The organism is Polaribacter vadi, from assembly GCF_001761365.1.
Lineage (GTDB): Bacteria > Bacteroidota > Bacteroidia > Flavobacteriales > Flavobacteriaceae > Polaribacter > Polaribacter vadi.
The window spans coordinates 110,307-123,640 of record NZ_CP017477.1 but is presented as its reverse complement, the minus strand read 5'-3'; the positions used below and the strand labels follow the sequence as shown (position 1 = coordinate 123,640).

Genomic DNA, 13,334 nt, shown 5'->3' with positions numbered 1-13,334 from the left:
TTTATTATCTTGGATATTCTGTATTCGGCACTAAAACTGTATTCATTAAAGCATCTTTATTTCCGTTAAAAGTTTTAATTATTGGATTTCCACCTCTTTTTAAATCTTTAAAAACGCCATCATCAACTAAATTCCATAAAGCATATTTAGCTTCACCTTTTAATGTGAATAATCCAAAGTGATTTTCTGAACCTTCAGGATTTCCTGCATCTTTCCATTGCTCATCAAAAGCTTCAAAATAGAAACACGAAATGCCTGCTTCTTTGGTCCATTCTCTTAAATGTTTGTAGTATAAACCTTGTTTATATTCATCACTAGCTCTAGAACCTGGCACTCCATATTGTCCATCAGAAATAGATGCCCAACCAGTTTCACCAATATGAATTGTTTTAGTTGAATCGATACTTTTTACATAATTAGACACATTTTTATATTGTGTTTTTGCAAAATTCAAAGAACGAATCATCGCAAAATCTATTTTTTCTTGGTCAGATAATCCTTGTTCATATGCTGGAACTCCCCAAAATTCTGAATTGTAATGTGTATTATGATATGCATATGTGTGCATAGAAACATAATCTACAGCTCTAATTAAAGCTTCTAAATCTTTAACTCTATAACTTGGGTCTCCTCCTCCCCAAGAAGCAAAATCGTCTGAACTTGTAATCCATAAATCTTTAGAAAGTTTACCTTCCTTTTTAAGATTTTGCAAATGATTTACCCATTTTAAAATTACATTTGGTTGCACATAATAACTTTCTGCCCAACGAATCATGGCTTCATTACCAACAGCAATTATCTTTACTATATCTGGGTATTTATTAGCCAATGCAACAGCTCTTTCAATTTCCCCTTCATTTTGAGCGCTTTCAACTTCGTGATTTGGTGCTTTGTCTGTCCAAGCATTTAAACAATCTATCCAAGCACCTAACATTACATACATTTTAAAAGTTGCATCTTCTTTTTTAAGTTGATGAATTGCTTCTAAAACATTTTTTGCATGAGGTAATTTTGGTTGCACATTATAGGTTCTAATAATTCGAATTCCCATAGCATGCATCAATTTTAAATCTTCTTTTAATTGTGCTATTGTGGGTTGTGCTTCTCTTGATTTTTCTCTATAACCTCCATAAGAAATTGCTACATATGCTGGATTTCCAAGAATATCTTTTGCTGTTAATTCTTTCTTCATTACTGTCTTATCTGCTGTTTTAACTTCTTTTTTTGAATTACACCCCATACAAAACATCAATATTATAACTGTAACTATATTTCTTATTGTTGATGTCATTTTATGAATGTTTTAAATAATTTTATCTTTTTTAATATGATAAACCAAACCCAAAAGGAAATAGTGGTTTTATGGAATCATCCCAAAAATTAGGTCCATATTTTCCTTTATAATCTTCAGTTGATGTTGGCCAAGAATGAGGCAATTTTCCTTTAAAATTATAATCTCCAAACAAAACTTCTGCAACTCCATCTCCTTCTGAACCCAACAACCAAGCTGCCACAAAAGCATCTGATTTTTCAATTTGTTCTGTTACTACCAAAGGTCTTCCAGAAACTAAAACTACAATCGTTTTTACTCCTTTCTCTTGATATGTTTTTATGTATTGTTGATGTTCTTTTGTTAACATTAACTCTAACTGATTCGATTCGTGACCAATATCTCCAAAGAATTCTGCATACGGATTTTCGCCAACCACAATAATGGCAACATCTGCATCAAACTGCTGTTTTGTGGCCTTTTCATCGAAGACAACTTCGCCCTTTGCGTGTTGTTTAATTCCGTCTAAAATAGTAGTTGCTCCCTTGTAATTCTCTTTGGTTCCTTGCCAATGAATCGTCCATCCTCCAGATTGTAAACCAGCTGAATTTGCATGCTCACCAACTACCACAATTTTCTTTGTTTCTTTTGATAAAGGCAAAATTTGCGTCTGATTTTTTAACAAAACCAACGATTCTCTAACTGCTTGTTTTGCAATTTCTCTATGTTTTTTGGTTCCAATTTCTTTTACTAAATCTGCATTTGGAAAAGGATTTTCAAATAAACCCAATCTAAATTTCTGGCGTAAAACTCGTTTTACAGCATCATTAATTCGAGAAATCTCAACAGATCTGTTTTTAATTCCCGCTTTTAGACCTTTATGAAAACTCCCTAAATCGCCATCAACAGCCATTACCACATCAATTCCTGCATTTATAATATCATTTCCACCAAAACGTGAATACGCTTTCCAATCAGAAACTAGAATTCCATCGAAATTCATCCCAACTTTTAAAGTATCTGTTAATAATGCTTTGTTAGCATGCATTGATATTCCTGTAATTGTATTAAAAGAAGCCATTATTGCACCAATATTTTCTTTTACAGCAACTTTATAAGGTGCCAATAAACGCTCTTGTATTTCTTTGGTTGATAATGATGTTTCTCCACCTTCAACACCAAAATTGGTTGCACCATCACCAATAAAATGTTTGGCAGTTGCCATGACCGTTTTTGGATCTGATAAATTTCCTTGATGTCCATTTACTGATGCTTTGGTTAATTTTTCTGTCAATTCTGTACTTTCTGAAAATGCTTCATAAACTCGTCCCCATTTATCATTATAAGGAATTGCAATACAAGGCGAAAAAACCCAATTAAAACCTGTTGCAGCACTTTCTAACGCTGTAATTTTTGCAATTTCCTCAACTAAAGCTGCATTTTGAGTGGCACCTAATCCAATATTATGTGGAAAAATAGTAGCACCTTCAAACGTATTTTGACCATGAACAGCATCAACAGCAAATAATAAAGGAATGCCCAATCTTGTAGACAATGCCTTCTTTTGTAATTCTGTAAATCTTTTTTGCCAATCCAAAGCCGTTTTTCCTGGAGTTGGTCCTTCTGTATGAATGATAGAACCAATATATTTTGAAGTAATATGAACGTCTGCATCTTCTTCAAAATGCCTAATTTGAGACATTTGCCCTATTTTCTCTTCTAAAGTCATTAACTTTAGAAGAGCATCTACTTTTTTTTCTATTTGTTCATTTTTACTCAAACTAACTTCTTCTTTACATGAAAAATTCATCAATAAAAAACAACAAACTAAAGATTTAAAAGTGCTGTTTTTCATCAATCTTATTTTATAATTGAAACTTTTATATGGTTCACTTTATCAGTTCTATCAAATAATAATGAACTTGTTGCTTTGTCTAATTCTAACGATTCAAAACTTTTAGTTGAGCCATCGTTAAAAACAACTTCTACCTTTTCTGTTTTTGATAGATTATAAATAACTGGAACTTGACAATATGTAAAACACAGTTGATTTTTATCAATCTTTATTTCTTGATTTTGGCTGTTAACAGTAACATATTTAAAAACTTGCGGATTTTCTAAAAACTCCGATTTCTTTAACAAACGAGGTTTAAAAATAACTTTACCTTCTTTTACAAAAACACCTAATTCACCAAATCTGGAAACCAAATCTTCTTTAACTTGACCTGTCATTCCTGGTTGTTGTGCGCCTTTTCCTGCTGGTGTATGAGAATAGGCATCTGTTGGAAAAGCACCATACAATTTTGGAGATTTGTGAACACCAACTCCTGCATTTATTTCGTAATAATGGTCAAATAAGCGACCAATAATTTCCTCACTTTCGTTTGTATTTACTGCCAATAAACAGTTTTCTTGAACTGCAACTAATAATTTAGAAACCATGTGCCAATAAATAGATCCTAAACCTTCATATCCAAAGAAAGTTCCTGAACGACCTGTAAAAGATTTATGATCAAAAATATCTTCGAAAATTTCTAAAACCTTTTTGGTGTCTTTTTCTACTAAAGTTTTATACTCATCAGAAAGATTTTCCAACGCTTTTTTAACGCTCTCTGCATTGTTGAAATTTCCATTAAAATGATAATTCCCTAAAACGTCTTTTTCAACAACTGTATTATTTCCGTTATTTATTAATTTTTGTAATAATTCAGAGCTTTCAACTTTGGCTGAAGCAATGTTATTTTTATCCGTAAATCTTGGTAAATTTTTATTCGGATATAAAATATAACTGTATTGATCAGGTCTAAATAATGCTGATGCTTTTAAACCATCCATTAAAGCTAACGCTTGTTTTGGCGTTAAATAGCCAGAACTTAATGCAGAAACTTGCCCTTCTAACATTTCTGATAAATAAGAAATAGAAACTTCCTCCTTATTTTCAATCGTCATTAAATTATAAGCATGATACATATTATCTTCACGCTTATTCGCTCTAATACTATGCTCTAAGTAATTTTTGGTGATGGCAAAAAAGTGTAATAATGCTGTTTTAGAAACTGCCGATTTTTTAGTTGAAAATCCGGTTTTATAGATAAATTCTCTATACTCGCTTGCAGGTTTTCCCAAACCATCTAAAACCGTTTTTCTATTTTTATTGGATACTTTGTTTGATAAAATTGCTGCATTTGTATCCAACGTTTTTAAAATATCGTTGAATAAAGTTGCTACTTCATCAGAAATTTCAATCGAATTGATATCTGCATTTTTTACAATACCTTCAAAGAAATTAATAAATCTTCGCAAATAATATAAGGTTACCATAGAAACGCCATTCCCAACTAAAGCATTGTTGGCATCATTCCATTCTGGCCTTTGTGTGTTTAACCAAATGCCACCTTCTGGAATAAAATTAGAAACTTTCGCTAAAACAGTTACTAATAACTTTTCGATTAAATTTACTTTGTAAGGATTGTTATTTTTATCTCTTAACAAAGATCCATCTGCACCTACTTTTGCTCTTCTTTCTTCAATTTTTGCTTGTAGTTGATGATCAAAATCGATGGTATCTTTTGAGTTTTTTAGAATATCAGCATAACTCTTTATTTTATAAGGCACATTTGCATACACAAAAATATCGTCATTAAATAATGCTGCTAATTTAGATGGATAATGTTTTTCGATAAATTCTAAAAACTTCAACAAATAAATAATTTGATGATCTCCCCAATAACCAATATAGCTCCAAGGATCATGTTCTTCGATTACTTCCCAATCAAAACCATCTTTGGTAACTCTGTAAGGATTGTACCCCTCAAAAGTAGTTGCGTTTAAAAATTTATGAATCATACTCTCAATAAATTGAGGATATGAATGTGCTAGAACTTCCCAATTCTGGAAAATATCTCTCCAGTTTCCTTCGTAATCTAAAATTTTAGAACCATCAATTTCGCTTTTTGTGTTGATAGAAAACTTGTTCCAAGGTCTACTTGGATCTCCATGTCTTCTGCTAAATTTTAATGGTAAATATTCTAAACACAAACGTTTAAAGTCTTTGTTTGCATCTTTATCTGCTAATTCTTTAATAAAATCTAACGTGAATTTTTCTGGTAATTTTGCTAAAGATTCCTTTTTATCAGCAAATAATTGTTTGTTTGCTTTTGATACATAAGTTACAAAATCGTCTTTTTCAATCGTGTAATTATGATCAAAAATTCCACCTCTCATAATATTGAAAAGTGTGTTCGAGAAATGTCTTGTATTGATTAATTTATCATTCGATAATTGCAAACCATCAGAAGAAGCAACTAATTCAATTAACTTTTCTGTACCAATTTCGATACTTTTATTTAGCTTTTCTTCTAAATTATCGTTGGTTTTTATCATTTCTGATAAACGTGCAACATCAGAAACTGTTTGATTTACGTTGGCAACTTGTAACCAAGATTTCTGTTCTTTGGATGATAAATGAATAGTTGCATTTAAAAGATAGGCTCCTTTTTCTGCTTTTACATCTATTTCTTGATGCAAATCAATTCCTCTTCTAAAATTATTAATTTGTGCAGAAGACAATAAATAGGTAGGATTTTCCAACCCTAAAGACCAAACTAAGTTTGCTTTTAAAGCTTCACTTGGTTCAGCTTTATCAACAATAATGGCACTTAACGCATAAATACCTAAACCAGAAGTTGCTTCTAATTCGCATTTTTTATAAGCATCTACTAAATTACTACGAATTCCTTGAATGTCTGAACCTACTCCATAAGGCAATAAATCTTGAAAGCCATCCAACAATGAAATTTCCAAATTTTCATCAGAATTGTTTATTAAGGTTGCTTTTCTTACAAAACCAAACTCATCACTAGAATTCCATTGATAGGTAAAAGTGATGTTTAAATCTTCGTTTACTTCTTCAAAAATAATTTTGTTTCCGTAAATATTCTTGTATAAATTTCTTTTGATATTGTATAAACCAGCTTGTCTTTCAGAAAATGGTTCCCACAATTGTGTTTTATTATCTTTCGTAATTCTAAAAATAGATTTACAACCTGTAGTTTCTGCTAACGCTGTAATTTTATCATCTGTATAATAAGGAAAAAGAGAAAATTCTGCATTTTTTCTCCCAGCAGTTAAACCTCCATTACTTGATATAAACATCCAATGGTTTGAATCTGAAACAATCGTCATAAAAAAAGGACGCATTGTATGGCTGTTGGAAATCTTGTAAAAAGACTCGTTGTTGATCGTTACTAATTCTCCTTTAACCTCTACAGCTGGATTCTTTGCAATAGTATTACTCATTCTAAAATAATTCTAAAAACATATCTAGAGATATGAAAAACAATGTTTTTATTTTTAAATTTTAATGTTGGTTTTACCTAAGGTTAGAACGTTTAAGTAAAAAGTGTTTGAATTAAATTAAGCTGAGAATTCTTATTAAGAAAACTCAACCTATTTTTTTTTATTCTTGCGTGATATCATCAAAATAATAGACATCTCCATCACAAACTCCATTTCTTTCAAAATAGATCACCATATTTTTAAAAGTACCTGAGTTTACATCAGAAAAATCGAAGGATAATTCTTGCCATTTACCAATTTCTGTAATTGTTGCAACTCGTTGAATGAATGGATTGTTGTTAGGAAACGGATTTTCCTCTAATAGCAACGTTACTTCTGTAACTTGGTTTTCTGCTAAAACTTTTATTTTAAATATTTTATTTTGAATCGTTGCAAAATTTAAAGGTGTATTTAAAACAGCGCCTGCACCAGACCAAGTTTCACAGCCTGTAGCTTTTGTATACGCAAAAACATTGCAGCTAGAGTTTACTGCATCTAAAACTGGATTGTTAACAATACCTCCACCAATATTTCCAAAAGCGTCAAAAGAAGCATTCCCATTTTCATTGAAAAATGTCCAATTTAAGCTTCCATTTGCTGGGTCAATATTTTCTGATGTTTCATCTACACAGCCATCAATAATAAAAGAATCGCTAAAAGTACTTGATTCTCCATTTGTGTTTTTAGCGGTTAATGAAACTGTGTAATTCCCATTTAAATAGGTTTTTACAGGGTTTATTAATGTTGATGTTGTACTATCTCCAAAATCCCAAACATAAGAAGTAGCATTTTCTGATATGTTGATAAAAGTTATTGTTTTAGCGTTTATAGTTCTTGTAAACCTTGCTACTAATGTTTGATCTACTGTTTCAACATCATTATCACCTTCACAAGAAGCAAACACTAATGAGAAAATCACTAAAGAAAAGATGCTTATTTTTTTTATTAAATGTTTCATATTCTTTTTTTTTAGTTATAAACTCTTACATAATCGACTAACATTCTTTGAGGAAAAACAGTGTTTTCATTTGGTGAACCTGGTAAATTACCACCAACAGCAATGTTTAAAATGATATAAAAAGGTCTGTTATAAACCCATTCTCCTGTTCCATTTGTTTTTTCTCTTACTGTTTCAGGTGTTATGGATTGATATAAATCGCCATCTACATAATAATTAATTGCATTAGGACTCCATTCAATTCCAAAAACGTGAAAACCATTATCAAACCTATCATTTAGAATTTCGTATTCTTTAGTAATTGCATTAGCTCCAGAATAATTGGGTCCATGAATAGTTCCCAAAACTACAGTTGGTGCATCTCCTAGGTATTCCATAATATCAATTTCACCAACTTGTGGCCAAGAAAGTGTTCCATTTTCATTATCTCCTAAAAGCCAAAAAGCTGGCCAAATACCTTTACCAGTTGGTAATTTTATTCGAGCTTCAAACCTACCATATTGTTGTTGGAACAAACCTTTAGTTGTAAGTCTTGCTGAAGTATATCCAGAACCTTGATACGATTCTTTATCTGCAGTTATAATTAAAACTCCATTTTGTACAGTTACATTTTCTGCTCTGGCAGTGTAAGTCTGTAATTCGTTATTTCCCCAACCAGGAATTCCTTCTGCAGTTCCATCACCTTCTACTAAATTCCACATTGTTGGGTCTGGAGTTCCATTCACATCAAATTCGTCTTGCATTATTAATTTAGTAAGTGTAGTCACAGTTTGAGTTTCATCTGAATCGCAACTTGTAAAACCCACTGAACTTAAAAAAAGTAAGATTAGAAGCTGTGATTTTCGTTTATATATATGTTTCATCTTTTCTTATTTTATGTTGTTAGTTTGTATAAAAATATACGTTATCTACCCAAATATCTGCTACAGTATTGTCTGATATAAAGAACAATTGTCCTAAATTAGTTCTGCTATTAAAACCGGGGAAACTTGACAAAGGAATGTCTAAACTTACCCAGCCATTTGCGTCAGCATTTCTTAAGGCAGTTGCATTTATAGTGAAAGAACCTCCTGAAGTAGCACCTGAACCTGTACCACTTTCTAATTCAATTCTTATAAAATCTCCATTATCGATATTTTCTCTAACATTTATATCTATATGTAAGGTATTTGAAGCGCTAACATCGATATTAGACACAGCTTCATACATACCTATACTAACAAAATTAAGTTTCGTATAATTTATAATATTATCTAAATCTCCATTTGCAAAAGGCGCTTGAATATCAACATTATTTGGATCTGCACCTGCACCACCTTCTGTGGTTTGATAAGGTGCAAAAAAACCATTATAATGTCTTACAGGAACATTTGAATACACATCACTAAAAATAGACACCACATTATTTGTAGCAGTTGGAATTGGTGCATGAGGAAAATCTCCTTGTCCGTTTATTATTAAAGATCCTTTAGCAAGCACATTTGCAACTTCTGCTGAAACTGTAGCTGCACCTTGACCTATAATTGTTGTAACAACTTCTCCTGCCTCATTTAAACCAAATACACTTGTTACATTCGAATTATCAGAATTAAAATCGAAATAATTTGGAGATATTGTTATTGTTTGTGATTGACCATTTGCTAAATCATAAATAGCGCCTAAACCTGTAATTCTTTGATTAACTCCAGTAAAAACATTTACTTCAACATCATTTCCATTTTGGATAAAATACTTCTGTAATTTTAGGGTTCCTAGTTTTTCAAATTTAATTTCATCAATCCAAAAAGTAAAACCAACTCCTCCTGTACTTTCTGTACCTGCAGAAAAAACAAACATTCCTTTTTCTTGCGTTAATCTAGAAGAATCAGGAATTGGAATAATTACTTTTCTCCAATCTGTAGAGAGTTGTTTATTTGCGATACTAACTGGAAATTTATCTTCCATAAAATCTGTTCCAAAACCTAGTAAACTCACTGAAGCTGTTGTAGAACCTTTCATCCAAAAAGTTAAAGCATCATACCCAGATAAATCTCTACCTTCTCCACGATCTCTAAAAATTCCACCTATAAAACCTCCATTTGGATCGTTAGGTGCTGGTACATCAATTCTTATAGAACTTGTACCTTGATAAGCTTCATTATCATCTGTACCAAAACCCTCTGTGTTTGCTCCTTCTGCAGGATTAAAAGAGATAAAAAATTCATCTGTAAGCCCAGCAGGAGCATCCATAAAAACGTCTGGATTTGTTTGAAATGTTGCTAAATTATTTTGGTCCGTTATTTCTCTTTCACAACTTGCTATTGTTATCATTAAAACAAATAGGAAAGTAATTTTACAATAAGTATATATTTTTGTTTTCATCTTTTTATGGTATTATTTTCCAATATTAATATGAATGTATGTTCTAATTTCCCACTCTGAACCATTAGGAAAACCTACTGGACTTAAAATTGGTGCAGTTGCAAACTCGTTGGCTGTTTCGTTTGGAGAATATCTTGGTGAATATTCATTTAGTGATCTCCAAGTTCCTCTTAAACCAACTTTAGTATCTGGTAAAATAAACCAACTTGGTTTTCCTATTGATGTTGATACATCTAACATTAACTGTAAAGGATATGTCAAGTTAAAATCTCTATGATAATCAAAAGGTCCCCAGTCGTTTACTTTAACCATTCCTGTAATTTTCATTTTATTTAAGATCATTCTTAAATCCGCTCCACCTCTATAAATAAGTCTTTCACTATCTCCATTTGCTTGACCTGTTCCATAGTACAAATTGGCAATTAAACCTAAATCTGGATGTACTTTAGATACAATTCTCGAATTTACTTCCCATAAATCTTGTGCTGGTGCAGATTTTTCGAAAGGGAAAAAAGTACGATCTGCTAAGAAACCAATTGCTGCATCTTGAGTTGTTGGTAAACTTCTATATACAAAACCTAAATTCATTGCAAACTTTGCATCTTCTGCTCTATCATTATCAAACTCATACATATATGTTGCAGGAGTAGGATCGTACGTAAAAAGAATTTCTCCTGCAGTCATTTCTCTATTTCCTGCTCTTACAGCAAATGGATCATCAATAACATTTCTTAATCTTCCAGGAGCATCAACACCATTTGGCATTGCAGCAATTAGTGGTTTTTGATATAAAAAATTTGGTGCAATTTGAAATTTACCTCCAAAATTATAAGCAATACCCGTTAAAAAATTGGTCATGTTTCCACTACCAGAATCTTTCAATTTCCAACCTGTAAAAACTAATGTTGGGTCTCCTCCTCCATTTGCAACTAATCCCATAACAGAACCTTGTGCATAGAAATTAAAACCACCATCAGTAAAAGTTAATTTTGCTTTTCCACCCCAATTATCTTTAGACTGGATTTTATCATTTACAACTTGACCATTGTCATTTATATCTTGATAACTTCTACCATTTAAAGGTTTACCACCCCACATTGCGCCTAATGTTATTCCAAATTTATTTAGTTTTCTTTCGATAGCAAAAGTTGCTCTTTCTGTTGGTAATGGAGGTATAACACCTGATCTTGATTGTTCTGGATCTAAAATTCTACTTCCTGTAGCATCAATTCCACTTCCTTGAACAATATCTTTATGATAAATTGCTGATAAACCATAGCTACCAACTTGTTTTTGATATTTTAAAAATACTGCTGGATTTGCTCCCCAAAAAAGTTGTGGTCCAAATGCAGCTTTTAATCCTTCTAAAGCTCCTTTACCATCAACTTCAACACCTAGAATTTCTCCATTATAGATATCTAAATTTGGTCCATAATAAGCTTCTGGATAAAGATTAAAGAAATCTCCTTCATAACTCCAATGATAATGCCCAGTTCTATAAAAACCTCTCATATCAAAATCTTTGGCATTCCATTCAAATTCTGCGTTATAAACTCTTAATCGATTGTTATCTGTAATTGTTGTAGTACCATTTGGAGTTTCTACTTGTATTGGTCTCCCTACATTTTCATAGAAAATATCATCAATTGGGTTACCTGCAACATTTCCTAAAATGTTAAAATTAACTTCAGCTTTCATGTTTGCAGAAGGCTGTCCTTTTACCCCAACATAATAAGATTGCATGTGATCAAAACCTCGTCTGTCTGGAATTGTTTGACCTGTACCATCTGAAAATTTAGGCGTTGTTAACAAAGTTCCACCTGTATTAAAAGTTGTAAATTCTGCTCTTAAATTGGTTAGTTGAATTTTATCTGTACTACCCATAGATGCTTTATCTCCTCTTGCCCTTAAAACAGCATCCATTAGATTGATGTTTTTAAAGTGATTTTCAACGGTTATTGGTGTACTTTCAAACACATTTAATTGATGCGCTTCTTTTAAAGCGTAATAAGATGCTCTTGGGTATAATGTATAAAGACCTCTAATATCTGTTGGACCTTTTGCAGCGATTCCAAACCATTCTTCATTCATGTTTTTATCATTTGCTGCTGCTTGATCTCTGCTATATCCATTACTTGGCCAAGATGCTTTTGTATCATGTACTTCTGCATTTTTACGTTCATCAAAACCTGCTTTGAACCAACCATCACTAGATTGAAAAGTAAAACCTCCAATAGAATTTTCTGCTTTCCCTAAACCATATCCATTTTCATAAATTTCTTTCCAATTATTAACCATATAATAGGCTTGCATTAATTGGTCTTCTTTATTATCTTTTGCGTTAAAAGCATCAGCACCAAATTCTGTAAATAAAATAGGTTTGTTAAATTCTTTATCAACTCTAGAAAAAGCATCAGAAAAGGATACTCCTCTATACATATTGGTTCCATAGATATCTATATCTTTACATTCATCTGCAACAATATCTAAATACAATAAATCTCCATTACAAATACCAATTGGATGAGAGGTATCCACTTTTTTCATTGCGATAGCAGCATCGTTAAATGTTTTATACATGGCTCTAGCCTCATTTTGTTTTGCAACATCATCATCATTAATAATAATGCCTTCATCAGTTTCAGAACCTTCCCATGTTAAGTGATAATTATTTTCATTCCCCAACATAAAAAGTAACAATCCAGGAGTGTCTTTGTATAGGTTTAACATATTTACTGCTTCATCAATAAGATGTTTACGAACCTTTGGATCTGAATATTGTGTTTTTGGATTATACACACCATTTATTGTAGTTCCATAAGCTCCAAATTGATGATTTATCATTGTATAAATTCCGAAATTCTCATAGATATAAGTAATCCATTTTGGAGGCATTCCAATATATGTTCTTATGGCATTAACACCCATATTTTGCCATACAGGCATTTCTTCATCTAAACCAGCTTTAATAGTTGCATCTGATTTTTCCCAAAATTTTGCATCTAAAACATTGTAGCCAATTGGCACATAATCCCAATTAATTCCATTTACCATAAATGGCTCTCCATCAACAGTTAGCATCATTCCTTTGGCATCGTTTACAATGGATACTTTTTGGGTTTGAGAATACAAACTTATAGTGAATAAGAAAAGTAACAATCTTAAAAAAATATTCTTCATAATTTTCTTTTTTAAATTAAGATTGTGCTTTATTGTTAAGAAGTAAGAAAAGCAAAATCAATTATATTAGTTGAATTATTAGTGATTCATAAATTTAAAGATTTTTTTTTGTCAATTTGATAAAATAAACCTTAACAAAAAGTATACATGATAATATTTACAATGAATCCTTACAGATTAAAGGCTTTAAAGCTGCATAAAAAACTTATTGAATAATCGTTATTTTAG

Annotated in this window: 7 protein-coding genes; all 7 read right to left on the bottom strand. The window is 31.5% G+C overall.

Going from position 1 to position 13,334, the window contains the following annotated elements; genetic code table 11:
* Positions 1 to 4: 4 nt before the first annotated feature.
* Entirely contained in the window at positions 5 to 1,291 is a 1,287-nt protein-coding gene (locus LPB03_RS00470; RefSeq protein ID WP_065318443.1) for a glycosyl hydrolase family 17 protein, read from the bottom strand.
* Positions 1,292 to 1,322: 31 nt separating this feature from the next.
* Entirely contained in the window at positions 1,323 to 3,125 is a 1,803-nt protein-coding gene (locus LPB03_RS00465) for a glycoside hydrolase family 3 protein (protein WP_065318444.1), read from the bottom strand.
* A 5-nt stretch (positions 3,126 to 3,130) separates the two neighbouring features.
* Positions 3,131 to 6,568: a 1,3-beta-D-glucan phosphorylase, GH149 family gene (locus LPB03_RS00460; protein WP_065318445.1), complete on the bottom strand. Its 3,438-nt coding sequence runs from the start codon at positions 6,566 to 6,568 to the stop codon at positions 3,131 to 3,133.
* Between the two features lie 160 nt (positions 6,569 to 6,728).
* Positions 6,729 to 7,565 (bottom strand): PKD domain-containing protein, encoded by an 837-nt coding sequence (locus tag LPB03_RS00455; protein ID WP_065318446.1) that lies wholly within the window; start codon positions 7,563 to 7,565, stop codon positions 6,729 to 6,731.
* 11 nt (positions 7,566 to 7,576) lie between these two features.
* Positions 7,577 to 8,428 carry a glycoside hydrolase family 16 protein gene (locus LPB03_RS00450; protein WP_065318447.1) on the bottom strand — a complete coding sequence of 284 codons (852 nt, stop codon included), beginning with the start codon at positions 8,426 to 8,428 and terminating at the stop codon, positions 7,577 to 7,579.
* A gap of 19 nt (positions 8,429 to 8,447) precedes the next feature.
* Positions 8,448 to 9,926, bottom strand: a complete 1,479-nt coding sequence (locus LPB03_RS00445; protein WP_065318448.1) for a CIA30 family protein — start codon at positions 9,924 to 9,926, stop codon at positions 8,448 to 8,450.
* 12 nt (positions 9,927 to 9,938) lie between these two features.
* The gene (locus LPB03_RS00440; protein WP_065318449.1) at positions 9,939 to 13,106 is read right to left on the bottom strand and encodes a glycoside hydrolase family 2 TIM barrel-domain containing protein; all 3,168 of its coding nucleotides are present in this window, start codon (positions 13,104 to 13,106) and stop codon (positions 9,939 to 9,941) included.
* Positions 13,107 to 13,334 lie beyond the last annotated feature (228 nt).

Bases quoted from the DNA above. Each gene is read 5' to 3' on its own strand.
- LPB03_RS00450 (WP_065318447.1), bottom strand. From the start codon at position 8,428: ATGAAACATATATATAAACGAAAATCACAGCTTCTAATCTTACTTTTT.
- LPB03_RS00445 (WP_065318448.1), bottom strand. From the start codon at position 9,926: ATGAAAACAAAAATATATACTTATTGTAAAATTACTTTCCTATTTGTT.
- LPB03_RS00465 (WP_065318444.1), bottom strand. From the start codon at position 3,125: ATGAAAAACAGCACTTTTAAATCTTTAGTTTGTTGTTTTTTATTGATG.
- LPB03_RS00470 (WP_065318443.1), bottom strand. From the start codon at position 1,291: ATGACATCAACAATAAGAAATATAGTTACAGTTATAATATTGATGTTT.
- LPB03_RS00460 (WP_065318445.1), bottom strand. From the start codon at position 6,568: ATGAGTAATACTATTGCAAAGAATCCAGCTGTAGAGGTTAAAGGAGAA.
- LPB03_RS00455 (WP_065318446.1), bottom strand. From the start codon at position 7,565: ATGAAACATTTAATAAAAAAAATAAGCATCTTTTCTTTAGTGATTTTC.
- LPB03_RS00440 (WP_065318449.1), bottom strand. From the start codon at position 13,106: ATGAAGAATATTTTTTTAAGATTGTTACTTTTCTTATTCACTATAAGT.